Annotated in this window: 23 protein-coding genes; 8 read left to right on the forward strand and 15 right to left on the reverse strand. The window is 67.7% G+C overall.

The annotated features are described in order from the left end of the window. Position 1 precedes the first annotated feature (1 nt). The 3 genes from N416_RS0116085 to N416_RS0116095 all read right to left on the reverse strand — a co-directional run bounded on the left by N416_RS0116085 (position 2) and on the right by N416_RS0116095 (position 3,221). Positions 2 to 1,351: a threonine/serine exporter ThrE family protein gene (locus N416_RS0116085; RefSeq protein WP_036458268.1), complete on the reverse strand. Its 1,350-nt coding sequence runs from the start codon at positions 1,349 to 1,351 to the stop codon at positions 2 to 4. Between the two features lie 81 nt (positions 1,352 to 1,432). Next, positions 1,433 to 2,743 (reverse strand): threonine ammonia-lyase IlvA, encoded by a 1,311-nt coding sequence (ilvA, locus tag N416_RS0116090; protein WP_046300141.1) that lies wholly within the window; start codon positions 2,741 to 2,743, stop codon positions 1,433 to 1,435. 40 nt (positions 2,744 to 2,783) lie between these two features. Continuing rightward, positions 2,784 to 3,221 (reverse strand): nitroreductase family deazaflavin-dependent oxidoreductase, encoded by a 438-nt coding sequence (locus N416_RS0116095; protein WP_024443130.1) that lies wholly within the window; start codon positions 3,219 to 3,221, stop codon positions 2,784 to 2,786. Positions 3,222 to 3,311: 90 nt separating this feature from the next. Between N416_RS0116095 and N416_RS0116100 the strand changes: the two genes are divergently transcribed. Continuing rightward, a complete protein-coding gene (locus tag N416_RS0116100; protein WP_024443131.1) occupies positions 3,312 to 3,521 on the forward strand; it encodes a hypothetical protein in 210 nt (69 codons plus the stop codon). Between the two features lie 6 nt (positions 3,522 to 3,527). Here N416_RS0116100 and N416_RS0116105 read toward each other — a convergent pair whose 3' ends face one another. Both N416_RS0116105 and N416_RS0116110 read right to left on the reverse strand, forming a co-directional pair. Next, complete coding sequence (locus tag N416_RS0116105; RefSeq protein ID WP_024443132.1) at positions 3,528 to 4,058, reverse strand: DUF488 family protein; 531 nt, start codon at positions 4,056 to 4,058, stop codon at positions 3,528 to 3,530. 138 nt (positions 4,059 to 4,196) lie between these two features. Beyond that, positions 4,197 to 4,994: an enoyl-CoA hydratase/isomerase family protein gene (locus N416_RS0116110; RefSeq protein WP_036458250.1), complete on the reverse strand. Its 798-nt coding sequence runs from the start codon at positions 4,992 to 4,994 to the stop codon at positions 4,197 to 4,199. Positions 4,995 to 5,080: 86 nt separating this feature from the next. Between N416_RS0116110 and N416_RS0116115 the strand changes: the two genes are divergently transcribed. Continuing rightward, complete coding sequence (locus N416_RS0116115; protein WP_024443134.1) at positions 5,081 to 5,914, forward strand: class I SAM-dependent methyltransferase; 834 nt, start codon at positions 5,081 to 5,083, stop codon at positions 5,912 to 5,914. A 9-nt stretch (positions 5,915 to 5,923) separates the two neighbouring features. On the opposite strand, the gene N416_RS21770 is transcribed toward N416_RS0116115, so the two are convergent. Both N416_RS21770 and N416_RS0116125 read right to left on the reverse strand, forming a co-directional pair. Then, positions 5,924 to 6,649, reverse strand: coding sequence for a hypothetical protein (locus N416_RS21770; RefSeq protein WP_125079822.1), 726 nt, complete (start codon positions 6,647 to 6,649; stop codon positions 5,924 to 5,926). Between the two features lie 272 nt (positions 6,650 to 6,921). After that, positions 6,922 to 7,308, reverse strand: a complete 387-nt coding sequence (locus tag N416_RS0116125) for a MerR family transcriptional regulator (RefSeq protein ID WP_036458269.1) — start codon at positions 7,306 to 7,308, stop codon at positions 6,922 to 6,924. Positions 7,309 to 7,361: 53 nt separating this feature from the next. Here N416_RS0116125 and N416_RS0116130 point away from each other — a divergent pair, with 53 nt between their 5' ends. Next, positions 7,362 to 7,814: a PPOX class F420-dependent oxidoreductase gene (locus tag N416_RS0116130; RefSeq protein WP_024443137.1), complete on the forward strand. Its 453-nt coding sequence runs from the start codon at positions 7,362 to 7,364 to the stop codon at positions 7,812 to 7,814. 33 nt (positions 7,815 to 7,847) lie between these two features. Here the strand turns inward: N416_RS0116130 and dnaE are convergent, their stop codons facing one another. Beyond that, entirely contained in the window at positions 7,848 to 11,399 is a 3,552-nt protein-coding gene (gene dnaE / locus N416_RS0116135; protein WP_024443138.1) for a DNA polymerase III subunit alpha, read from the reverse strand. A 138-nt stretch (positions 11,400 to 11,537) separates the two neighbouring features. Here dnaE and N416_RS0116140 point away from each other — a divergent pair, with 138 nt between their 5' ends. Together N416_RS0116140 and N416_RS0116145 are read left to right on the forward strand one after the other, a co-directional pair. Then, complete coding sequence (locus tag N416_RS0116140; protein WP_024443139.1) at positions 11,538 to 11,774, forward strand: dodecin family protein; 237 nt, start codon at positions 11,538 to 11,540, stop codon at positions 11,772 to 11,774. Between the two features lie 8 nt (positions 11,775 to 11,782). Further along, positions 11,783 to 12,544, forward strand: a complete 762-nt coding sequence (locus tag N416_RS0116145; protein ID WP_024443140.1) for a class I SAM-dependent methyltransferase — start codon at positions 11,783 to 11,785, stop codon at positions 12,542 to 12,544. Between the two features lies 1 nt (position 12,545). Here the strand turns inward: N416_RS0116145 and N416_RS0116150 are convergent, their stop codons facing one another. Together N416_RS0116150 and lspA are read right to left on the reverse strand one after the other, a co-directional pair. Further along, a complete protein-coding gene (locus N416_RS0116150; protein ID WP_024443141.1) occupies positions 12,546 to 13,466 on the reverse strand; it encodes an RluA family pseudouridine synthase in 921 nt (306 codons plus the stop codon). Between the two features lie 7 nt (positions 13,467 to 13,473). Next, positions 13,474 to 14,121 carry a signal peptidase II gene (gene lspA / locus N416_RS0116155; protein WP_231384329.1) on the reverse strand — a complete coding sequence of 216 codons (648 nt, stop codon included), beginning with the start codon at positions 14,119 to 14,121 and terminating at the stop codon, positions 13,474 to 13,476. 33 nt (positions 14,122 to 14,154) lie between these two features. On the opposite strand from lspA, the gene N416_RS0116160 reads away from it, so the two are divergent. Next, on the forward strand, positions 14,155 to 15,093 hold the full coding sequence (locus N416_RS0116160; protein ID WP_081654605.1) for an asparaginase: 939 nt from the start codon (positions 14,155 to 14,157) through the stop codon (positions 15,091 to 15,093). An 86-nt stretch (positions 15,094 to 15,179) separates the two neighbouring features. On the opposite strand, the gene N416_RS0116165 is transcribed toward N416_RS0116160, so the two are convergent. Then, positions 15,180 to 16,505 (reverse strand): DNA polymerase IV, encoded by a 1,326-nt coding sequence (locus N416_RS0116165; RefSeq protein WP_231384330.1) that lies wholly within the window; start codon positions 16,503 to 16,505, stop codon positions 15,180 to 15,182. Positions 16,506 to 16,592: 87 nt separating this feature from the next. Between N416_RS0116165 and N416_RS0116170 the strand changes: the two genes are divergently transcribed. Continuing rightward, positions 16,593 to 17,159, forward strand: a complete 567-nt coding sequence (locus tag N416_RS0116170) for a class I SAM-dependent methyltransferase (protein WP_024443145.1) — start codon at positions 16,593 to 16,595, stop codon at positions 17,157 to 17,159. Positions 17,160 to 17,166: 7 nt separating this feature from the next. Here the strand turns inward: N416_RS0116170 and N416_RS0116175 are convergent, their stop codons facing one another. The 4 genes from N416_RS0116175 to ileS all read right to left on the reverse strand — a co-directional run bounded on the left by N416_RS0116175 (position 17,167) and on the right by ileS (position 23,738). Then, on the reverse strand, positions 17,167 to 17,511 hold the full coding sequence (locus tag N416_RS0116175; protein WP_024443146.1) for a DUF732 domain-containing protein: 345 nt from the start codon (positions 17,509 to 17,511) through the stop codon (positions 17,167 to 17,169). A 46-nt stretch (positions 17,512 to 17,557) separates the two neighbouring features. Beyond that, on the reverse strand, positions 17,558 to 18,901 hold the full coding sequence (locus N416_RS0116180) for a PPE family protein (RefSeq protein ID WP_024443147.1): 1,344 nt from the start codon (positions 18,899 to 18,901) through the stop codon (positions 17,558 to 17,560). Positions 18,902 to 18,919: 18 nt separating this feature from the next. After that, positions 18,920 to 20,182, reverse strand: coding sequence for a PPE family protein (locus N416_RS0116185; RefSeq protein ID WP_024443148.1), 1,263 nt, complete (start codon positions 20,180 to 20,182; stop codon positions 18,920 to 18,922). Between the two features lie 391 nt (positions 20,183 to 20,573). Next, on the reverse strand, positions 20,574 to 23,738 hold the full coding sequence (gene ileS / locus N416_RS0116190) for an isoleucine--tRNA ligase (protein WP_024443149.1): 3,165 nt from the start codon (positions 23,736 to 23,738) through the stop codon (positions 20,574 to 20,576). A 281-nt stretch (positions 23,739 to 24,019) separates the two neighbouring features. On the opposite strand from ileS, the gene N416_RS0116195 reads away from it, so the two are divergent. Further along, the gene (locus N416_RS0116195; RefSeq protein WP_024443150.1) at positions 24,020 to 24,778 is read left to right on the forward strand and encodes a lipase family protein; all 759 of its coding nucleotides are present in this window, start codon (positions 24,020 to 24,022) and stop codon (positions 24,776 to 24,778) included. The last annotated feature ends 48 nt before the right edge of the window (positions 24,779 to 24,826 follow it).

Here is a 24,826-nt window from a genome sequence, read left to right on the forward strand (position 1 = left end):
GCTAGGCCGCCCGGCGCCCGAAATAGCGGATACCGGCCAACTGTGGGATGCGGTAGGGGCTGCGGATGCGACGCGTCGCCGCTGCGCGCCCGCGCAGGTGATAGCGGCTGAGTTCGCGTCGCACCGAGGGCGCCAGCAGCGGCCCCAACACCGCACCGGCGCCGAGCGCCAGCGCCAGCCCGGCCGCCATCCCGAGTGAGGCTCCGGCGTTGGGTTGCCCGTTGACCAATTGTACGAAGCCCCGGAACAGGGTCAGCCCGGGAACCAGCGGGATGATGCCCGCCATGATGATGACCAACGGCGTGACCCGAAGCCGGGGCGCCAGCAGGGTGCCGACCAGCCCGGTCGCCGCGGCGGCCGCGAACGAGCTCACGATCGCGTTGGTCTGCAGCAGTTGCAGCCCGAAGAACAGCAGCGTGGCGGTCGCCCCGGCAAGGCCGGCCGCCAGTGCCGCCTTGAGCTGCGCATAGCCCGCAATCGCAGCGGCGGCCGCGCCGGTGGCGCCCGCCAGTAGATAGACCGGCACGCTCAGTGCTGCCACCGGCATCTCTGGGCTCACCCGGACTTGCGCTCCGAAAACCCCGCCGATCTGCACCGCGATCGAGACGCCGACCAGGATTCCGACCGACAAGAGCAGGATGTCCATCCCCCTCGAGACAGCCGTGAGTTGGTAGCCGGTGATGGCATCCTGCACCGAACCTACGGTGGCCAGCCCGGATAACAGCACCACGATGTTGGCGGCCACCACCGGTGATACCGGGGTGCCGGCCGGCAGCCAGCCGACGGCGTGCAGGCCGATGGCGACCCCGGTGGCCACGGCGGCGGCGACGACCTGCTGGAAGAGCAGTGGCAGTTGCCAGCCGTTGAGCACGCGGCCGATCCGGTCGATCAGGGCGGTGGTGACCGCAGATATCAGCGCGACCAGCGGCCCGGCACCGATCAGTACGGCGAAGCCGCCGGCCATCACCGCCCAACCGGCGGTGGCCACCCAGCGGGGATAGGGGTGATCGGCCCGGGTCACGATGTCCAGCTGCTGTTGCACCCACTCGGGATCCGGCGTCGTGTTCACCACTTGCTCGGCCAGATCGGTGGCCAGCTGCAGCCGCGTGTAGTCCAGTGAGCGCGACTGCACCAGATACATCGCGGTGACCGGGGCGCCCGGCACCCCGCGGGGCACTGAGACCCGGATCGAGTTGGCCATGATGTCCACCTGGGTCTGCGGCAGTCCGTAGGCGGTGGCGATGGCCAACATGCTTGAGGCGACGTCGGCGGTTCCGGCCTGTGATCCCAGCAGCAGCTGCCCGAATCGCAGGGCGATATCGAGCACCCGGCGGACGTCGGTTTCATCCATGCGCATTGTCTCCGATGACACCATCACGGTCGGCTACCCGTTCGGTGCCCGGAGCTCACCTGCTGCGCTGAATCCGCGCTGCTACAGCAGGTAGCGGTAGGCGGGCGAGCCGGGTTCCAGTGGCTCGACGTGGATCTCCGAGGTACGCATGCGGTCCAGCAGGCCCTCGAGGTCGGCAGCCGAGCCCAGTTGCACACCGACCAGGGCCTCGCCGGTCTCGCGGTTATTGCGCTTGACGTACTCGAACAGCGTGACGTCGTCGCCGGGCCCGAGAACCTCGTCGAGGAAGCGCCGCAAAGCGCCCGGTTCCTGCGGGAAGTCGACCAGGAAGTAGTGCTTGAGGCCCAGGTGCACCAGCGAGCGCTCCAGGATCTCGCCGTAGCGGGACACGTCGTTGTTGCCGCCGGAGATGAGGCACACCACCGTGGACCCCGGGGCCAGCATGCCGGAGTCGACCTCCAGCAGCGCGGCCACCGACAGGGCGCCCGCCGGCTCGGCGATGATCCCCTCGTTCTGGTACAGGTCGAGCATCGCGGTGCACACCGCACCTTCGTCGACGGTGGTCACCGACACCATGTCGCCGGCCCCGGACAGCACCGCAAACGGCAGAGCCCCGGCGCGCCGGACAGCGGCACCGTCGACGAACTGGTCGACGTGGTCGAGGCTCACCAGCTCCCCTGCCGCCAACGCGGCCATCATCGATGCGGCCCCGGCCGGCTCGACGCCCAGCACGGCACTCCTGGTGGTCCGCTCGGCCAGATAGGTGGTGATGCCCGAGATGCAGCCGCCACCGCCGACCGGCACCACTACCAGGTCCGGCTCGGTGTCGAGCTGGTCGAGCAGTTCCACCGCGATGGTGCCCTGGCCCGCCATAGTCCGCAGGTCGTCGTAGGGCGGCACCAGCGTCGCACCGGTGCGGGCGACATCGGCCAATGCCGCCTCCGCGGCCAGGTCGTAGGTCGCGCCGCCGACGATCAGCTCGATGAACTCGCCGCCGTGGTAGCGGATGCGGTCGCGCTTCTGCTTCGGTGTCTTGGCCGGCACATAGACCCGGCCGTGGACCCCGAGCGATCGGCAGGCGTAGGCGAATCCCTGCGCGTGATTACCGGCCGACGAGCACACCACACCTGCCGCGAGCTCGGCGTCGCTGAGCTGGACCAGCAGGTTGTAAGCGCCCCGCAGCTTGTAGGAGCGCACCGACTGCAGGTCTTCCCGCTTGAGATAGACGTTGGCGCCGGTCTGCGCGGAGAGCCGGTCGCTGTACTGCAGCGGGGTGGGCGCCACCACGCCGGCGATTCGCTTGGCCGCCGCGTCAATGTCGGCCGCGGTCAACGGGCCCTTCGACGGGCCCTGTGCGGGGCCGGGATGGGAGCCACTTCGGTTCTGGCGCAGTTCGGCGGACACCGCAATATGGTGTCACCCAGCAGGGGGTTCAGCCCACCGGGGTCAGGACGAACACCGGGATCTGACGATCGGTCTTCTCCTGATACTCGGCGTAATAGGGGAACGCGTCGACCGCGCGTTCCCACCACTGCGCCTTTTCCTCGCCGAATACCTCGCGGGCGTCGTAGTCGCCGCTGACGGGTCCGTCTTGCAGCTCGACACGCGGGTTCGCCGCGACGTTGTAGTACCAGACCGGGTTCTGCGGGGCGCCGCCCAGCGACGCGACAATCGCGTACTGACCGTTGTGTTCCACCCGCATCAGCGGGACCTTGCGCAGCTTGCCGGTTTTGGCGCCGACCGTGGTCAACAGCACGACCGGTTTGCCCTTCATCTCGATGCCCTCGGTGCCACCGGACTCCATGTACTTCTCGGCGTTCTCGCGTGACCAATCCAACGGGCTGGGTGCATATTCTCCGCTCAGAGGCATGCAGCCAGCGTAATACCGTGTCACGACATAACAATCCGGCGAGCAGATTTCGGCTGGCCTAACAATTGATTATCGCGTACCGTTAAATCCATGACCACCGCCCAGCGCTTCGGGCAGCACGTGCCCATCGCCGGTGTGCCGTGGCCGGCCTACAAGTTGGTCGCGCTGGCCATCGGCTTGGTCACCCTGCTGATCGTCGGTGCCGTGACCTCCAGCGCCGCGGCCGCGGTTCTGACCGCTGCGGGCGCCTGCAGCGCGGTGTGGGTCGTCTTGGGTTCGCGACACCCCTCGCGGCGCTGACCGCGGCTATTCGGGTTCGGCAGCCGGGCCGTCATAGATCAGCACCGCGCCGGCTACGCGTGCTTCGGCGGTCGGCCGGTGGTCGCGCAGCTTGCCGTCGTGCATCAGGTGCCGTACCTCGGTTCCGCGGACCAGGGTGAGGTAGTCGGCGATCAGCCTGCGATGACATCTCCACCAGACGGTCTCGGCGCACATCACCGCAACCTGTTGATCCGCCGCTTCGGCCAGCAACTCATCGATTCCGGCCCGGAAGTCCTCGCTGCGCATGTAGCCCGCGTAGGACCGAAACGAGTCATTGCGCAACCCGACGTCGGGGCTCTCCCCCTTGGTCGGCCGCCAGCCGCCCAGTCGTGGCTCCCACCGATAGCCGATACCGGCTGCCGGCAGCCAACGCTGCATCTCCTCGCGCGCGGAGTCCGGGTTGCGCCGGCTTCCCGGGGCGCTGCGTACGTCGATGAGGCCTTGCACACCGGCACCTGTCAGCAGCGCGGTGATCTCGGCCCGGTCCGCGGTGCCGTGGCCGAAGGTGAAAACCATTGGCGGCGTCGCGTTCTCCTGTCTGAAAGACGCCGAGGAGATCGAAAGCCTCTACGCCAGCGTCTGCGTATCGCCGACGGTGCATAAGGTGGCCGCCAGCGATGTCTGCGTCATCTGTTCCTCCTGCTCACGGTCGCCTCAGCGGCGACTGACTCGTTCCAGATATGCCATCGCCGATGCCTGCGACTCGGGATCGTGCACCGCGGTGACCAGTGCGTCGGCGTCGTTCCAGCTGCGTGTGGTCCCCACCATGCCGTCGGTCACCGCGTTGACCTGACGTTTGGTGCCGCCCAGCGTGAGCGCGGATTTGTTGACCAGCTGGTCTACCAGTTCGTCGACCGCCGCGCCGAGGTCTGCCTCGGGTACCACCCGGTTGAGCAAACCGATCGCCTTGGCCTCGGCGGCGTCGAACGGGCGGCAGGTCAAGACGAGTTCCTTGGTGAGCGCCGGCCCGATCTCGCGGACCAGTCGCGGGATACCGCCCCAGGCCAGCGGAATTCCCAGGTCGACTTCCGGAATCGAGAATCGGGTGTCCTCGGCGGACACCCGCAGATCGCACGCCGCGGCCAGCACGACGCCGCCGCCCACACAGTGGCCGTGCAGCCGCGCCACCGTCACCGCCCGCATGGCTTCGATGGCATCGGCCATCCGCCGCCCGGCGTCGGCGGCGTCCCGCAGGGCTGCGGTTCCGCCGCCGGCGGCGACGAACGCGCCCAGGTCGGCGCCGGCGGAGAACGCCCGGCCGCTGCCGGCCACCACCACGACTTTCACCGCGGGGCGGGCGTCGAACCAGCGGGCCGCCGCCACCAACTCGTTCAGCGTCGCCGTGCTCAGCGGGTTGAGCTTGTCCGGACGACTCAGCGTGATGGAACCGAGCGCACCGTCGGCTGCGACCGCGATGGTCGTTGCCGGCAGAGTTTCCGTGGCGCCTTCCATGGCGTCGACGTTAGTGGCGCCGCCGCGGCCTAGGCGCGGGATTGCCGTTACGGGCCGCTACCGCCGACATCGCTTACGGTGAGCCCATGTCGATTGCCGTCACCGAGTTCAGCCTGGTCGAGCAGACCGCCTTCCTCACCGCGTACGCCCGTGCACTGGACTGTCGCGCTCCCGTACCGATCCTTGGTGACGAGTTCTCCGAGCGCGTGGTCGGCCAGATCGATTACGACTTCCCGGCATTCCGCATTCCGGCGAGCGTGGTGCGCCAAACTGCCCTCCGCGCCAAGATGCTCGACGAGCGCGTCCGCGGGTACGCGGCTGCGCACCCCGATGCGGTGGTGGTCGACCTCGGCGCCGGGCTCAACGAGCCGTTGGCCCGGGTGAAACCGCCGGCGGGCGTCGACTGGTACAGCATCGATCTGCCGCGCGTGATCGCGCTGCGCGAGAAGGTGGTGCCGGCTCAGCCCGGCGAGCACCTCATCGCCGCCGATCTGACCGGGACGGACTGGACGGACAGTGTCCCGACCGGTCGACCCACCATGGTGATCGCCGACGGACTGTTCGCTTTTCTCACCGAGGCACAGGTCATTGCGCTGATCGCGCACGCCATCGACCATCTCGGGACCGGCGAGTTGGCGTTCAACGACTACGGCCGGGTCGGGCCGTTCAGCTGGCTGGGCATGAAGCTGGCGCCGCGGGGAATGTTCACCGTGCTGCGCCACGTCTGGGCCAATCCCGGCTTCACCGACCCGCGCACCCCGCAGCGGTGGGACCCTCGGCTGCGCCTGGTCGAACAGGCCTGCTTGGCGCACGCAGCCGAGGTCGATTCGTTTCCGGGCCCGGCTCGCAGAATCACCCGGCTTGCCGGCCGCTTCAAATCGGTGGCCGGCAAGGCCCGGGTGCTGCGCTACAAGTTCTGAGCCGAGGGGTTAGAAGCCGGCCCAGGCGTCACCGAGGTACTGCGACGGGTCGAAGTCGAGACTGGCGAACGGGTCGTTCGGAACAAGGTAGTCCGGCACCTCGGGGATCCACGAGTGGAACAGGCTGTTCCACAAGAACAGCGGGTCGTCGTCGCCGATCGTGACGTAGGCCGCCGATGCGAAGTTGATCGGGTCGGTCACCACGGTGTAACCGAGGTCGCCGGCCGACATGACCCAGTAGTTCAGGTCGTGCGGTCCCACGCCGTTGATCGTCAGGTTGGTGAAGTCACCGATGTTGACCTCGTAGATCGAGGAGCCGGACAGGTATCCGAAGTTGCCCAGGCTGCTCAGGTCGAAGTCGGCGGGCAGGGTCGGGTTGGCGACGAAGTCACCGAACTGGTAGGCCCGGGTGGAGAAGAACGAGTTCCAGTAGTCCTCGATCTTGATGTTGTACGTCCCGGCGTCGAGCGTGTTGTCGCCGTCGGTGTAGGTGATGGTGTAGGGCTGGTCGCCCTTCCAGTCGGTGATGAACGGGCGGACGCCCTGGTATGTCCAGCCACCGTCGAGGATGTCCCCCATCACCATGCAGACCGCACCGTTACAGGTCTCATACGGCCCGCCGTCCAGGAACGGGTCCCCCGCCGCGTTGGCGGCGGACCCCGGAATCACCAGCGCGGCGAACGCGGCGGCAGCGCCCATCCCCAGCAGGTTGAGAAGACGACGCGAAACCCACATGACTGCCTCCGTGTTGTTCAAGCTCATATATTGCTGTGAATCAACAGGCGTCCGATGTTACGCCTGTGTAACAGCATAGATATCCTATGCTAATAGTACTCTTGGGTAAAGTTCAATTTTTTGCGATAGCGCGCCCGCCGGAACCGGCTCCGCGCAGCCCTCAACGCTCTCTACCTCCCCCCGAGGCCGCACATGTTGTGCGAGGAGTTTCAGACGTTACACCAGTTATGCGATGTTGTTATAGGAAACAGATCTCACCGTTACGTTGAGATTCAGACTTTCGGCGGATGAATTCCACAGGTGCACGCATCGATGGACGGACAAGTACACCGCATTCCCCACTCGATGACTGCACGGGCCCGCCGCAGCGACTCCAGCCGAGCGTCGATCTCGGCAAGTTTCGCCCGGGCCAGCGCCGTGCTCGCCGGACGCCCGGGTGCGTCGTCGGCGAAGAGCAGCTGAATCTCCTCGAGCGTGAACCCCGCAGCCTTGCACAGTCCGATCACGTCGAGCCGGGCCAGCGCCGCAGCGTCATAGCGGCGTTGACCCCCGACCCGATATGGGGCAGCCAGCAAGCCGATCCGCTCGTAGTAGCGCAAGGTGCTGGCAGCGACGCCGCTGCGGTTCGCCACCTCGCCGATGGTCAACGGATCGGGCACCCACACCTCCGGGGACTTGACTTGAAGTCAACTTTAAGTTGTTCCCTGGTGGTATGCACCCGCAATCAACCGACGAGCTACGCCACACCCGCTACGCGCTGCTGCGCACCTTTCGCCGCGACGGCACGCCCGTGGACACCCCGATATGGTTCGCGCTCGATGACGGCACCGTGTTGTTCCGGACCAAGATCGGTCCCAAGACGCGAAGACTGACCGCGCGCCCGGAGGTGGAGTTGACCGCCTGCGACCACCACGGCCGGCGCCGACGCGACGCGACCGCGCTACTCGGAAAGGCGACCGTGCTCTCCGGCGAGGAGGCCGAAGCCGCCAACCGCAGCCTGCACCGGCGCTACGGCTGGCAGTGGAACATCGTGCCGATGGTCCCGGTACCCGGCGTGACCAACGTGCACCGGGATCTGCCACTGCGGGATAAGTTGCGGCGCATCCGAACTCGTACCCTGTGGCCCGACAGCGCGATCGTTCGGGTTGACCCGTTCGCGCGCTAGACCGCACTCCTGGCCGGACAGCGCCGCCGTCGGTTACCCGCCCAAACAGCCGGGGCCGAGCAAGGCCTTCAAGTCCCCCATCAGCGCCGAGGACGGCGTCACCCGCAGCGAGGGGTCCAGCTCCAGGACGGTGATGCGCTCCCCGCTGATCAGCCGCAGCTGCACCTGTGCGGTACCGGGATGACGGGTCAGCACCTGCTTGAGCGCACTGACTTTGTCCATGGTGCATTGGCGGGTAGGAAGGCTCACCGCCAGCGGACGATCCGGGGCATTGGCGGAGAAATCCGGCACCACCAGTTCGTTGGCGATCAACGAGATCCGGTCGTCGCGGATGTTGACCTTGGCACTGACCAGCACCACGGCGTCGTCGGCGACGTCGGCACCATAGGCGGAGTAGGTCTGTGGAAAGAACATCACCTCGATGCCGCCGGTGAGATCCTCCAATTGCGCCGAGGCCCAGGGCAGTCCGTTCTTGTTGACCCGGCGGTTCACCGAGGCCAGGATGCCGCCGACCTTTACCTGGGTGTCGGCGGCGACGTCACCTTCCAGGATCGCTGGGATCTGGGTGTCGACCTGGGCGGCCAGCAGGTGTGCAATGCCGTTGAGCGGGTGCCCGGACACATAGAGACCGAGCATCTCTCGTTCCAGGGCCAGCTTGTGCTTGTCGGCCCACTCCTCGTCGGGCACCTTGATGCCGAATACGGCATCGGTTGCGGCGCTTTCGCCGTCTCCCCCGCCGAACAGGTCGAACTGCCCCACCGCCTCGGCCTTCTTGGTGCCCAACACCGAGTCGACCGCGTCGGTGTGTACCAGGAACAGCCCCTTGCGCGGATGTCCCAGCGAGTCGAAGGCACCCGCCTTGATCAGAGACTCGGTGACCTTCTTGTTGCAGGCGGCGATATCGATCTTGTTGAGGTAGTCGGAGAAGTCGGTGAAACGGCCCTTGTGCGTCCGGGTGTTGATCAGCGAGCCGACGACATTGGCGCCGACGTTGCGTACCGCACCCAGCCCGTAGCGGATGTCCTCGCCCACCGAAGCGAAGTTCAGCCCGGATTCGTTGACGTCCGGCGGCAGCACGGTGATCCCCAGCCGGCGGCAGTCGGCCAGATAGACCGCGGCCTTGTCTTTGTCGTCACCGACCGACGTCAACAGCCCGGCCATGTATTCGGCCGGGTAATTGGCCTTGAGGTAAGCCGTCCAGTACGACACCAGACCGTAGCCGGCCGCGTGCGACTTGTTGAACGCATAGCCGGCGAACGGCAAGATGGTGTCCCACAACGCTTTCACGGCCTTTTCGGAGAACCCGTTGGCCGTCATCCCCTCATAGAAGCCCTTGTATTCGGCTTCGAGCACTTCAAGTTTCTTCTTGCCCATGGCCTTACGCAGCGCGTCGGCCTTGCCCATGGTGTAGGAGGCCACCTTCTGGGCGATGAACATGATCTGCTCTTGGTAGACGATCAGTCCGTAGGTCTCCGAGAGGATGTCGCGCAGCGGCTCTTCGAGTTCGGGATGGATCGGTTTGATGGCCTGTCGCTCGTTCTTGCGGTCGGCGTAGTCGTTGTGGGCGTTCATGCCCATCGGACCGGGCCGATACAGCGCCAGCACTGCGACGATGTCGTTGAACTCGGTGGGCTGCATGCGGCGCAGCAGGTCGCGCATGGGGCCGCCGTCGAGCTGGAACACGCCCAGGGTGTCGCCGCGGCCCAGCAGTTCGTAGGTGGCCGGGTCATCGAAGGGCAGCGTGTCCAGATCCAGGTCGATGCCCCGGTTGGCTTTGATGTTCTCCAGGCAGTCGCCGATGATCGTCAGGTTGCGCAGGCCCAGGAAGTCCATCTTCAGCAGGCCGATTTCTTCACACGACGGGTAGTCCCAGCCGGTGATGATGGCGCCGTCCTGCGGGCGCTTCCACAACGGGATCGCGTCGATCAGCGGCTCAGAGCTCATGATCACCGCGCAGGCGTGCACGCCGGCGTTGCGGACCAGGCCCTCCAGTCCGCGCGCGGTTTCGTAGATGGTGCGTACATCGGGGTCGGTGTCGATCAACGCGCGAACCTCGGCGGCCTCCTTGTACCGCTCGTGGTTGGGGTCGGTGATGCCCGACAGCGGGATGTCCTTGGCCATGATCGGCGGCGGCAACGCCTTGGTGATGCGGTCGGCGATGGCATAGCCGGGCTGGCCATAGTTCACGCGAGCTGAATCCTTCAGCGCCGCTTTGGTTTTAATGGTGCCGAAGGTGATCACCTGGGCTACCCGGTCACTGCCCCACCGCTCGGCGGCGTAGCGGACCATCTCGCCGCGGCGACGGTCATCGAAGTCGATGTCGATATCGGGTGCCGACGGCCGTTCCGGGTTGAGGAAGCGCTCGAACAGCAGACCGTGCGGGATCGGGTCGATGTTGGTGATGCCCAGCGCGTAGGCCACCAGCGATCCGGCAGCCGACCCGCGGCCCGGGCCCACCCGGATGTTGATCGAGCGGGCGTAGTTGATCAGGTCCGCGACGATCAGGAAGTACGACGGAAATCCCTTGCCGCAGATGACATCGATCTCGTAGGAGGCGCGGTCGGTGTACTCGCTCGGCACGCCGGCCGGAAAGCGCCGCTCCAGCCCGGCCTGCACCTCGTGGCGCAGCCAGGAGCCCTGGTCGTGGCCCTCGGGGACGGGAAACACCGGCATCCGGTCGCGCGGGGCCCACACGTCGGCATAGGACTGCACCCGCTCGGCGATCAACAGGGTGGAATCGCAGGCCTCGGGCAGCTGGTCGTCCCAGAGCGCGCGCATCTCGGCGGCCGACTTCAGGTAGTAGCCGTCGCCGTCGAACTTGAACCGGGTGGGATCCGACAGCGTCTTGCCGGTCTGCACACACAGCAGCGCCTCGTGGTTCGAGGAGGCGTCGCGGGTGACGTAGTGGCAGTCGTTGGTGGCCAGCGTCGGGATGCCGAGCTTGCGCCCGACGTCCAACAGTCCGTCGCGGACCCGGCGCTCGATGGCCAGCCCGTGGTCCATCACCTCCAGGAAGTAGTTCTCCGGGCCGAAGATCTCCCGCCATTTGGCGGCCGACTCCAGCGCCTCGCGCTCATGACCCAGCCGCAGCCGGGTCTGTACCTCCCCCGAGGGGCACCCGGTGGTGGCGATGATGCCCTCGGCGTGCTCGGCGATGATCTCGGCGTCCATCCGCGACCACTTGCCGAGCTGGCCCTCGAAGGAGGCCAGCGATGACAGCTTGAACAGGTTGCGCAACCCGGTGGCGTTTTCGGCCACCATGGTCAGGTGGGTGTAGGAGCCGCTGCCGGAGACGTCGTCGCTCTTCTGGCTCGGGTCGCCCCAGTGGACCCGGCGGGTGTCGAACCGCGAACCCGGGGCGATATAGGCCTCCACCCCGATGATCGGCTTGATGCCGGCCTTGGTCGCCGCGTTGTAGAACTCGCTGGCGCCGAACATGTTTCCGTGGTCGGTCATCCCGATCGCGGGCATCCCCAAGCGCTGCGCCTCAGCCAGCATCGGGGCGATCTTCGCCGCGCCGTCGAGCATCGAGTACTCGGTGTGGTTATGCAGGTGCACGAAGGACCGCGACGATGAACTGTCCATAGGACCGCCAGTCTATGGCGCAGCACCGACGCTTCTCGGGCGTGTCGTCGCCCGTGTCTCTTCGGCGGTCATTTCCCGGGACAGCGGCCGCCGCCGTGCACTACGTTGAGGTTCGGCTGAAGCGGAGGAGAGTCATACATGAGCGTGTACCGGGTGATCGACATCATCGGGACCAGTCCGTCATCCTGGGAGAACGCCGCGGCCGAAGCGGTGCACCGGGCCAAGCAGACCATCGACGACATCCGCGTCGCCCAGGTCGTCGAGCAGGACCTCACCCTCGACGACAAAGGCGGGATCATCTACCGCACCAAACTGCGCATCTCCTTCAAGATCCGCCCGCCGAAGTCATCCAAGCCGGCTGACGAATCGAGCTAACGACCTCGATGTCACGTAGCTTCGACGATTTGGTGGCCGAGGCCGCCGCCGCACCCGTCGACGGCTGGGACTTCTCCTGGCTTGACGGCCGCGCCACCGAGCAGCGCCCCTCCTGGGGCTATCAGCGCCTCATGAGTCAGCGTCTCGCGGCCGCCTCGGCCGGTCTGGACCTGCAGACCGGCGGCGGCGAAGTGCTGGCCGGCGCCGAGGTGTTCCCGCCGGCCATGGCCGCCACCGAGTCGTGGCCGCCCAACGCGGCGCGCGCCACCCAGTTGCTGCATCAGCGGGGCGTCGTGGTGATAGCCACACCGGATCACCCGCCGCTGCCGTTCGCCGATGAAGCGTTCGACCTGGTCACCAGTCGGCACCCCATCGTGGTGTGGTGGTCGGAGATCGCCCGGGTGCTCAAGCCGGGCGGCAGCTATCTGGCCCAGCACATCGGGCCGGGCACGGTCGGTGAGCTGGCCGACTACTTCGACGCGCCGCCCGCGGCCCGGCATGCCGCGTTGGACGTGGCGGGCCAGGTCGCCGAGGCGCAGGCCGCCGGCCTGCAGCCGGTGGACGCCCGCATGGAGCGGCTGCGAGTCGAGTTCTTCGACGTCGGGTCGGTGATCTACTTCCTGCGCAAGGTGATCTGGATCGTGCCGGGCTTCACCGCCGAAGGCTACCTGGACCGACTGCGTGCGTTGCACGACCGGATCGCAACCGACGGCCCGTTCGTCGCGCACGCTACCCGCGTGCTGATCGACGCCAAAAAGCCGGAGCGCTGACTCAGCGCCGCAACACCTCCAAAGCGTGCTGCAGATCGGCCGGGTATTCGCTGGTGATCTCGATGCGCCGCCCGTCGCCGGGATGCGCGAATGCCAGAGCGCGCGCGTGCAGCCACTGCCGTTCCAGCCCGAGCTTGCGCGCCAGCGTGGGGTCGGCGCCGTAGGTGAGGTCGCCGCAGCAGGGATGCCGCAGGGCCGAGAAGTGCACCCGGATTTGGTGGGTACGGCCGGTTTCCAGGTGCACGTCGAGCAGGCTCGCGGCGACGAACGCCTCCACGGTGTCGTAGTGGGTGATGCTGTGCCGCCCGTCGGCGGTCACGGTGAACTTCCAGTCCGGTCCGTGATGCCGCCCGATCGGCGCGTCGATGGTGCCGCTGGACGGATCCGGATGGCCCTGCACCAGGGCGTGATAGCGCTTTTCCACGGTGCGCGCCTTGAACGCGCGTTTGAGCGCGGTGTAGGCGCGTTCGGAGATCGCCACCACCATCACCCCCGAAGTCCCGACATCGAGCCGGTGCACGATGCCCTGGCGCTCGGGGACGCCCGACGTGGTGATCCGGTAGCCGGCCGCCGCCAAGCCCCCGAGCACGGTCGGCCCGCTCCAGCCCACGGAGGCGTGCGCGGCCACCCCGGCGGGCTTGTCCACGGCGACGATGTCGGCATCGGAGTACAGGATCGTCATGCCCTCGACCTCGGCCGGGGTGTTCTCCAGCGGTGGCGGCGCTTCGGGCAGTCGCACCTGTAACCACGCCCCGGAGACGAGCCGGTCGGACTTGCCGGCGGCTGCGCCGTCCAGTTCCACATCGCCGTTCTCGGCCAGGGTGGCCACCACGTTGCGCGACAGGCCCAGCAGGCGGGCCAGCCCGGCGTCCACGCGCATGCCGGCCAGCCCCTCGGGGACCGGCATGGATCGTTCGGTCACAGCCGCATCAGGGTTGCTCGCCGTCGCCGTCGCCGTCGTCGTCGTCGGCAGCACCCACTGGACGCGGCTGCGCAGCATCGTCGCCGGCACGGCGGCGACCCCCCGCGTCGAAGTCGAAGCCGAACACCGACAGCGCCACCAGCAGGATCGCACCGCCCACCACGGCGGGGTCGGCGACATTGAACACCGGCCACCAGCCGATCGACAGGAAGTCGACCACGTGGCCCTGCAGATGCCCGGGCGCCCGGAAGAACCGGTCCACCAGGTTGCCCAACGCGCCGCCGAGGATCATCCCCAGCCCGATCGCCCACCACGGCGACACCAGGCGGCGCGACATCCAGATGATGCCAAGCACCACTGAGCTGGCGATCAGTGTCAACACCCAGGTGTAGCTGGTGGCCATCGAGAACGCGGCGCCGGAGTTGCGGACCAGCGTCCAGGTGACGGTGTCGCCGATGATCGACACCGGCTGGCCGGGGGTCAGCATCTTCACCGCGAGCACCTTGGTGACGACGTCGGCCAGCAGCACCACCGCGGCCACGGACAGCAGCAGCCCCAGCCGGCGGGGCGGGGCAGCGGATTCCGTCTCAGCTGCCGCGACCGGGTCCACCTCCGTCGCGGTGGAGTCGGTTGTCTCGTCAGTCACGCTCTCCATCATCCCTTAACCCGGGTGCGGCATGATCGCGGCATGCTGTCCAAGCGTCTCACCGTCATCACCACCGGGGGCACCATCTCCTGCAGCACCGGAGGCGACGGGGCGCTGCGGCCCGCCCGCAGCGGCTCGGACCTGCTCGCGGACACCGGCGCCGCCGATGTCACCGTGGTGGATCTGATGGCGCGAGACAGCTCGGAGCTGGGCCCGGCCGACTGGTCGCAGCTTCTCGCCGCGGTCAACGCCGCGGTGGACGGCGGCGCCGACGGCGTTGTGGTCACCCACGGCACCGACACCTGCGAAGAGGGTGCGCTCTGGCTGGAACTCGGCTATCGCGGGGATGCGCCGGTCGTGCTGACCGGGGCTCAGCGCGGTGCGGACGCGCCCGACGCCGACGGGCCGGGCAACCTGCGCGACGCCCTGGCGGTGGCCGCCGATCCGGCGGCCCGGGGGCTGGGGGTGCTGATGTGCTTCGCCGGCCGGGTACTGGCCCCGCTGGGCCTGCAGAAGACGACCATCACCGGGCTGACCGGTTTCACCGGTCCGCTGCTGGGCAGCGTCACCGACGGTCACGTCACACTGTCCGGCGACAAGACTCGGCCCTACCTCGGTGCACCGGCCACGGTGCCGCGGGTGGATGTGGTGGCGCTGTACGCGGGTACCGACACCGTCGCATTGGACGCCTGCGTGGCCGCCGGTGCGCGCGGGGTGGTGTTGTCCGCGTTGGGGTCGGGCAACGCCACCACGGCGGTGATCGACGGGGTGCGCCGGCACTGTGCGGCCGGCGTCGAGATCGTGGTGTCCAGCCGGGTTCCGCAGGGGCGCATCGGTGCGGATTACGGCCCCGGCCGGGCCCTGGTGCAAGCCGGCGCGGTGATGGTCCCGCTGCTGCGCCCGCCGCAGGCACGGATCCTGTTGATGGCGGCGCTCGCGGCCGGGCAGCCCGTCGGCGACGTCATCGACCGGTGGGGCTGACGACCGGCTTCTCCGGGTGTACTTCTCCAATACCGTGAACTTCGCGACGCGACACGATCCGGTAGCGCAGGCCCTCCCCCGACCAACTAGCTGGGTTCCTCCGGGCGGGCAATGTAGTCCGGCCAGTCCAGGCTCGCCACCGGGTCGGCGCGGCTGATCCCTGGCTCGTCATGGGGGAACGTACGCACCGGGCCGGGGCCCGAGCCGCGCGTTTCGAAGCGAATCGTCATCACCCCGTGCCCGGCCCCCTGAATCCAACCGTGGCCCAGATCCGGGTGACTGACGTCGTCACCGACTCGCCATGACGTCGCCGCTATCGCGGAAGGTGGTTCTCGCGCAGGGATTTCCGGTGCTGTCGCGCCCATATCTGGAAGCTCCAGATCCGGGAACAGCGACTCCTGACGAACATCGGTCAACCCGGAGAACCCCACGCCGAGCAGCCGGATCGGCCCGATCTCCTGCGGATCGAGCAGTAGCCGTGCGGCCGCCGACGTCAGTGCGGCGACGTCGGTGGTGGCATAGGGCAAGGTGGCCGAGCGGGTGAGCACGCTCATGTCGGCCTTCTTGAGTTTCACCGTCACGGTGCGGGCGCCGCGTCCATCGCGAAGCAGCCTGCGGTGGGCGTGCTCCCCGATCGGACCGATCTGCGCCCGCAACTGTTCCAGAGTGGTCAGATCGACGGCGAAGGTCGACTCGGCGCTGATCTGTTTGGCCTCAGCGCGTTCGGCGACCCGCCGGTCGTCGATTCCCCGGGCCAACCGGTGCAGGGCAGGACCAATAGTGGCACCCAGGATATCGGCGACCTCGCTGTCGGTCATTGCGGCGAGCTGGCCGATCGTGGCGATGCCTAATCGGTGCAACTTCTCCTCGGCGACCGGACCGATCCCCCACAGGCGGCGCACCGGAAGTCCGTCCAGCAGCAGCCGTTCTTCGGAGCGGCCAACGACACGCACACCGTTGGGCTTTGCCAGATCGGACGCGATCTTGGCGATCTGCTTCCCCGATCCCGCCCCGACGGATGCCACCAAGCCGGTCTCCTCGAGCACCCGCCCGCGCAACCGTTCGCAGAATCGGAGCACCTCCGCATCGTCGGCTCCCGCCAGCTCGGCCGGTTCGCCGAACGCCTCGTCGAAGGAGAGTTGCTCGACCACCGGGATCACCGCGCGCACGGTCTCGAACACCCGTCGGCTGGCCATGCCGTACACCGCGCCGCGCGGCGGAAGCACCACGGCCGGCGCCCCCACCAGTCGGCGCGCCTGGTGCATCGGCATCGCCGAGCGGGCGCCGAACACCCGCGCCTCATAGCTGGCGCCGGCCACCACACCGCGGCCCCCGAGCCCGCCGACCAGCACCGGTCGTCCCCGCAGCGTCGGGCGGGTCAATTGCTCAACGGACGCGAAGAACGCGTCCATATCCAGGTGCAGGACCCAGCGGGCGTCCACGATGTTCAGCCTATTGGGAGCTACGACGCCTGGCCGCACCCGACTAGTGTCGAAACGATGGCGATGAATCTGCTACACCGGCTGTGTTGCAGCTCCCGGTACTGGGCACGCAGCGTCGAACGTGAGCTCCTACCGTGGGCCCTGGCAGACGTCGACCTCGGCGAGAACACCCTGGAGATCGGGCCGGGCTACGGCGCCAACATGCGGTGTCTGGTGGACATGACGCCCCGGCTGACCGCCGTCGAGATCGACCCCCCGATGACCGAGCGCCTCCAGTCGAGATACGGCTCGCGGGCCCGCATCATCAACGGCGACGGCACCGATACCGGGCTGCCGTCCGAGGAGTTCAGTTCCGTGGTGTGTTTCACCATGCTGCACCACGTTCCGACGCCGGAGTTGCAGGACCGGCTGTTCGCCGAAGCGTTTCGGGTACTGCGGCCCGGGGCCGTCTTCGCTGGCAGCGATGGGGTGCACTCGACGATTTTTCAGCTGATGCACTACCGCGACACCTACAACCCGGTCAGCCCCGACACCTTGCCGGACCGCCTCGACAGCGCAGGGTTCCACGACATAGAGATGGAGATTGCGAACGGTCAACAGCGGTGGCGGGCCGTCAAACCCTGACTGAAGGTCACTTCGACCCGCCGCCACCCTTCTTGAGCTGGTGAGGGCAGTACGTCTTCGCCGCAATCGCGGCGAACCTGGCCGCGTCGGCGACAGTGAGATCGGGGTTGGCCTCGGTGACGTCGTTGAGCAGTTCCATCGCCGACTCGCCGTTGGCAGCCAGGCCACACAGCGCCTCGGCGGCGGCCACGGCGTGTTCGGTGTCATCGAAGATGATCCCGACCTGCTGCAGTGATGCGATGAATTCGGCGCTGTCGACCGTCTTCGCCTCTCCTTCAGCGGGTTCGGCGTGCCCGGGTGCGGCCAGAGCAAGCCCGGCCAGGATGACCAGCGGGGCCAGCAACAGTTTCATAGGGGTCCTCCTGCGACGACCGGAAGCGTAAGGCATCTGGGCTATGTCAGCCGAGTGCGGACTGCGATCCGGTGAGGGCACTGTCCGCCTCGTCGAGGACATGCACCGCATGGATTCCCGGCTTCAGGGACAGCTTGGCGACGAGCTCGTCGAGGCCGGCCTGATCGACGTTCCAATGCTGCACCACATCCGGCGTCTGCTGCAATTGCGCGATCACCTGATCGAGTGGCACCGGCGCCTCGCGGTCGGCGATGTTGGTCGACACCACACGCGCCGCCGGCGCCACTGTGCGGGTGCGGGCCGCCGGTGCACCCAGCGCACCACCGGCCGCGCTGCCCATGGCCGCCGGGGCGAGCATGCCCGGCACCGAACCCGCGGCGGGTGCGGCACTCAGTGCCGACTCGGGCAGCGATGTGGAGGCCAACTGGATCGCCGAAGTGGCACTGGCCCAGTTCGGCGGCACCGACAGCGCTCCCACCCGCATCGCACTGCCCGCTGCGGCCCCGGCGGACTTCGCCAGGCCGGCGCCGGTAGCCACTCCCGAGCTGTGCAACCCGCCGAGCGCCGACTTGGGAATCACCGGTAGCACCGCCTTGTAACCGCTGCGGAACTGGGTGATCGACATGTTGGTCGAGGCGTGAACGGTGTTGACCCATGCGGTCTGGCTGCTGGTGCCCGACAGCAGAGCCAGGTGTGACTCCAGGTAGGAGCGCACCTCCGGGCCCCCGGTCACGCCGTCGATCAGGTCCTGCCATCCCTTGGTGTAGCCCGAGGTCATCTTGTTGATCTCGGCGAGGACGTCCTGCAGGATGTCGTGCGGCGTCACCAGACCGTCGGACTCGGCACTTCCCGCCGTGCCGTTGGTGGTCTGCGGCGGCTCGGTGAACGCGGCGAGGTCGGTGGCCGCGGTCGAAGCGCCGGCATAGCCGACCATCGCGCTGACGTCCTGCGCCCACATCCGACCGTATTCGGCTTCGACCGCCGCGATCGCCGTGCTGTTCTGACCAAGGATATTGGTGGCCACCAGCGAGGCCAGCTGGCTGCGGTTGGCGGCGATCGCCGGCGGCGGCACGATCCCCGCGAAGGCAGATTCATAGGCGGCGGCAGCAGCCGATGCCTGGGCTGCGGTCTGTTCGGCCTGCGCCGCCGTGGTCTGTAGCCAGGTCACGTACGGTGCTGCGGCGGCCGCCATCGCCGCCGCCGCCGGCCCCTGCCACCCGCCGCTGAGACTCGCCAATACCGCCTGGTACGACGAGGCAGTGGCGCTCAACTCGGCGCCCAGTCCCGTCCAGGCCGCCGCGGCGGCGAAAAGTGGGTCCGCACCCGGTCCCGAGTACAACTGCCCGGAGATGATCTCCGGCGGCTGCGCTGCGAAGCTGTAAAAAACCATGAACGCGACCTACTTCCGCTATTTCGCGATCGGGGGGATGACGATGACGGTGGCGGTGGTGGCGATGTCCGGTCCCGTCTGGGTGTTGGTGACGTGGCTGATCGCACTGATCGCCCGAGTGGCGCCGGCTCCGGCGGCCTGACGGATCGGAGTACCGATGGCCCGGCCGGCCAAACTCGACAGTGCCATCTGGCCCGCCAGCAGGCCCTCGCCGTTGGCGGCCAGAGCCGGAGCCGCCTCGAGCACACTGGCCTGCAGGGCCACGGCGGCGGTCTTGACGGTCGGAACCGCGCTGGCCCAACTCGCGGGCACCGACAGTGACCCGATCAGTCCGGCCCGGCCCACCGCACTCGACACCGACGCCGGGATGGCCTGTGCACCGGTGAGCAGCGGACTGGACAGCAACGGCGACAGTGCGCCGACGATCGGCTTGGGGCTCAGCGTGCTGGTCAGGTTCCCCAGGGAGTTGGCCACGGCCGGGATGCTGATCGACATCTGGTAGATGCTGCGGGCCGAGTTGACGATGCCCGATGCGTACGGACCGTTGAAGGTGCTCAGCACCGACGACAGCGTCTTCACGACCGCCTGGTAATCCTGGAAGACCTGGGTCGGCAGCCCCATCGGATTGGTGACCAGATCCTGCAGCGCATTCGGGATCTGGGTGAGGAAGTCCGACAGAGTCGACTCTGCGCTAGACGCCGCTGCGGACTGCGCCGCGTTGTTGACCGCCGCCGACTGACCGGCCTGCCCGCCGGCATTTGTGGTCTCCGGTGGAGTGTTGAACGCGCTGAGCTGACTGGCGGTTGCAGACGAGCCCGCATAGCCGTACATCGCGGCCGCGTCCTGCGCCCACATCTCCCCGTACTGCGCCTCGGTGGCGGCGATGGCCGGCGCGTTCTGGCCCAGGAAGTTGGTCGCCACCAGCGTGGCCAGCAGGGTGCGGTTGGCGGCGATCACCGGCGGAGGCACCGTGGCGGCGAAGGCTGCTTCGTAGGCGCCGGCTGCGGCCGAGGCTTTCAGCGCGGTTTCTTCGGCACCCACCGCGGTGGCCTTCAACCACGCTGCGTACGGAGCCGCGGCTGCCGTCATCGAGGCGGCCGAGGGCCCCTTCCAGGCCGAGCCGGTCAGGTCGGCGATCACCGAGGCGAACGACGTCGCCGTGTAGTCCAGCTCGGCCGCCAACGCCGACCAGCTCGCCGCGGCGGCCAGCAACGGGGCAGACCCGGGCCCGGTATACATTCTCGCGGAATTGACTTCCGGCGGCAGCGCCCCGAAATCCATGAATCCCCTGCCCCTCTAAGCCGAGTAACGAACCGACCCACCCGAGTCGCCTCATGCGACGATTTGCCCCGGGATTCGGCGCAATTCGGGTGGGCCAGTACCAACCGCGAACAACTGTTCGTATGGCTTGGAGGTTAATCGCGGACCAATGGTCGCCGGAAAGGAGTCAGTGCCCCGTCCGGGTCTGGACACTGCCCGGTGACCGGCCGCGTGCAGGCGGATGGCGAGGCCGCGGCGGGGGTATTTTTCCTATCTCGATCTGCACAAATGTCACCACCCGGCGGAGCCGGGGACATCGCACCGAGCCCGCGTAGCCGGCACCGGCGACCTTAAGAATCTCGCCGCGAGAAAGTCCGCCCTGGCCGGACGGACTTTTCCGGCGCCGCACTTCTCAGATCTTGGCGATGGACACCCGCACGCCGTCGCCGATTTCGGTGGCATCGATCGGGTCACCGAATTCGAAACTGGTCGCCAAGATTTCTCCGGCGATCAACTCGGCATGATTGCGTGCCCATTCCAGCCGCTGCTCGGGCACCGAGATCACCACGACGATCCGATCGGATACCTCCAGTCCGCTGCTTTTGCGCAACTCCTGCAGTTCCCGGATCCGGTCCTTAGCCCAGCCCTCGGCTTCCAGTTCGGGTGTCACGGCGCTGTCGAGCACCACCAGGCCGGCCCCGTCGGGCAACGCGACGGTGTATTCGGGGTCAGCGGCCACCAGTTTGGACGTGTACTCGCTCTCGAGCAGCACCACCGGTCCCGCGCTCAGGCTGCCGTCCGCGTTGACGACGCCCTCGCCGGCCTTGACCGCTTTGATCGCGGCCTGGACGTCTTTGCCCAGCCGGGGACCGGCCACCTTCGCGTTGACCGCCAGGTCGAAGCGCCCATAGTGCGCGATGTCGTCGGTGAGCTCGACGGACTTGACGTTGAGCTCGTCGGCGATCAGGTCGGTGAACGGTGCCAACCGCTGCGGGTCGTCGACTGCGACAGTGAGTTTGGGCAGTGGCAGCCGCACCCGCAGTTGGTGCGCCTTGCGCACCGACGACGCCGCCGAACAGACCTCGCGGACCTGGTCCATCGCCGCCACCAGGGCCGCGTCGGCGGGCAGATCGCCGGCCTGCGGCCAGTCGGTCAGGTGCACCGAGCGTTCCCCGGTGACACCGCGCCAGATCACCTCGGTGGTCAGCGGCAGCAGCGGCGCGGCCAGCCGCGCGGTGATCTCCAGCACGGTGTGCAAGGTGTCGATCGCGTCGGCATCCTCGTCCCAGAATCGCTGTCGGGACCGACGCACGTACCAGTTGGTCAGCGCCTCGGTGAACAGTCGCAATTGCTCGCAGGCACCGGAGATGTCGCACACATCCATGGCCTGTGTCAGGTCGTCGCGCAGCGACGCCAGCTTGGCCAGGATGTAGCGATCCAGGACGTGCTGCGAATCGGTACGCCAGACACCGGGTTTCGGGGCATACAGCGTCAAGAAGGTGTAGGCGTTGGTCAGCGGCAGCATCACCTGTCGCACACCCTCACGGATGCCCGCCTCGGTGACAATCAGATTTCCGCCGCGCAGGATCGGTGAGGCCATCAGGAACCAGCGCATGGCATCGGAGCCGTCGCGGTCGAACACCTCACTCACGTCCGGGTAGTTGCGCAACGACTTGCTCATCTTCTGCCCGTCGCTGCCCAGCACGATGCCATGCGCCACACAGGTTTTGAAGGCTGGACGGTCGAAAAGCGCGGTAGCCAGGACATGCATCATGTAGAACCAGCCGCGGGTCTGACCGATGTACTCGACGATGAAGTCACCGGGGTAGTGGGCAGTCTGCCCCGCACCGCCGTCGAACCATTCGGAGTTCTCGAACGGGTAGTGCACCTGGGCGTAGGGCATCGAGCCGGAGTCGAACCAGACGTCGAGGACGTCAGGGATGCGCCGCATCGTCGAGCGGCCGGTCGGGTCGTCGGGGTTGGGCCGGGTCAGTTCATCGATGTAGGGGCGATGCAGGTTGTCCGGTCGCACCCCGAAGTCGCGCTCCAGCTCATCGAGGCTGCCATAGACGTCGATCCGCGGGTAGGCCGGGTCGTCGGACTTCCACACCGGGATCGGCGTGCCCCAGTAGCGGTTTCGAGAGATCGACCAGTCGCGGGCACCGCGCAGCCAGTTGCCGAAGATCCCATCCTTGATGTGCTCGGGGTACCAGGTGATCTGCTCGTTGAGTTCGACCATCCGGTCCCGGAACTGCGTGACCCGGACGAACCACGACGACACCGCCTTGTAGATCAGCGGGTTGCGGCAGCGCCAGCAGTGCGGGTACGGGTGCTCGTAGGTCTCGTGGCGGACCAGCACCGCGCCGTTGGCCGCGGCCGGCCCGGTGCCGTTCTTGAGGTCGGCGATGATCGCCTTGTTGGCGTCGAAGACATGCTGACCGGCGTAGTCGGCAACGGTGGCATCGAAGCGGCCCTTGGCGTCCACCGGAGTGACCGGGGTGATGCCGGCCGGGTCGGTGGTGTTCTTGTCGTCCTCGCCGTAGGCGGGCGCCAGGTGCACGATGCCGGTGCCGTCCTCGGTGGACACGAAGTCGGCGGCGAGCACCCGGAAGCCAGGCCCCTGATCGCTGCGATCGTAGAAATACGGGAACGGCGGCGCATAGCGCACCCCGAGCAGGTCCGACCCGCGGTAGCTGCTCAGCACGTGCGGCTGTTCCCCCTCGCCCAACCCGAGCTCGCGTGCGTAGGAACCCAGCCGCGCCTCGGCCAGCAGGTAGCGCCGCTCCCCTGCCGCCACCAGCACATAGGTCACATCCGGGTTGACCGCCACCGCCTGGTTCGACGGCAAGGTCCACGGAGTGGTGGTCCACACCAACAGGTGAGCACCCTCGAGTTCACCGGCAGTTCCCCCGCCGACGATCCGGAACCCGACCGTCAGCGCCGGGTCCTGGCGGCTCTTATAGACGTCGTCGTCCATCCGCAGCTCGTGGTTGGACAGTGGGGTCTCGTCGCGCCAGCAGTACGGCAGCACCCGGTAGCCCTCGTAGGCCAAGCCCTTGTCCCAGAGCTGCTTGAAGGCCCACAGCACCGACTCCATGAACGGCAGGTCGAGGGTCTTGTAGTCGTTGTCGAAGTCCACCCAGCGCGCCTGGCGGGTGACGTAGGCCTGCCACTCGGACGTGTAGCGCAGCACCGACTCCCGGCAGGCCTGGTTGAACGCGGCGATGCCCATGGCGTCGATCTGGGACTTGTCGGTGATACCGAGTTGGCGCTCCACCTCCAGCTCGGCCGGGAGCCCGTGGGTGTCCCAGCCGAAGCGGCGCTCCACCTTGTAGCCGCGCATGGTGCGGTAGCGGGGCACGATGTCCTTGACGTAGCCGGTCAGCAGATGCCCATAGTGCGGCAGGCCGTTGGCGAACGGTGGCCCGTCGTAGAACACATATTCTTGCGCCCCGTCGCGGTTGGCGATGCTGGCTCGGAAGGTGTCGTCGGCGGCCCAGTAGTCCAGGACGGCGGCTTCAGCCGCCGGGAAGTCGGGGGCGCCGGCGGCCGGCTTCGGATAGCTGCGTTCGCTCACGGTGTGTTGTCTCCCAAGGGCCCGGCCCGGGGACGACGCCGCGCGGTTGCGCGAGCGCCGCGGTACCACCCCGCTTGCCGCGCTCCCGTGCCGGGGCGCGACCGCTCGATGTAAGGCTGTGACGGGCCGTCCCGTTCGGTTCTACTGAGCCTGCCGCTGGGCGGTGTGGCCGTTCTTCCGAAGGCTCCCCGGTGATTGCCGGTTCAATGCCGTTGGTGAGGAGTCTAAATCCTGCCGCCGGCACCCACTCTGGCAGGGCTGGGGCTTCTACACTGTTCAACGTGGCCTTCAGCCCGTCGTACGCCCGCGACGTGGTGCTGCCGCTGGCGTCGGCGGCCAACACCGTGATGTCCGGCGCAGCGCCTACCCTGCCGCCCGGCTTCAACCAGACCGCCCTGATCAAGGCCGACCGGGCTCACCTGGCCGCGCTGCCCGCGCAGCATCCCGCGACGGCGATGGCCAAGGACACCAACATCTTTGGACTGATGGGCCACGACACTGCCAGTGGTACCGCGTTCATCGCGTTTCGCGGCAGCGCCGACGTGGCCGACTGGATCGCCGATTTCGACTTCGTCCCGGCCCCCTACACGCCGGTGGTGGGATTCGGCCAGGTGCACGCCGGCTTCCAGGACATCTACGGCTGCGTCCGTGCCTCCATTGCCGCCAAGCTGCCCGCAGCGACCAGCGGTTGCAGCCAGATCCTGATCACCGGGCACAGCCTCGGAGGCGCGTTGGCCGTGCTGGCCGCACCGGACGTCGCTCAGGGGATGCCCCCGAACACCGTCGAGCCGCGGCTGACCACCTTCGGTGGCCCACGCGTCGGCGTGCCCGACTTCAAGGCCGCGTTCGATGCCGCCATCGAATGCTGTTACCGCGTGGTGAATTTCCTCGACATCGTCCCGCTGGTGCCGCCCGCGCCGTATGTGCACGTAGGCGCGGAGGTAGCCGTGGATAGCGGTGGTGCGATCGACATCGGATGGCGGCACAGCCTGGCCGCCTATCACGCCGGCCTCTCGGCGCTCATCGCTCGCGAAGCCTGAACCGCGGGGCCGATTCGGCGGTCCCAGCTTCGCCTCTCCTTCGTCGAG

The organism is Mycobacterium sp. UM_WGJ, assembly GCF_000455125.1.
Classification (GTDB): Bacteria; Actinomycetota; Actinomycetes; order Mycobacteriales; family Mycobacteriaceae; genus Mycobacterium.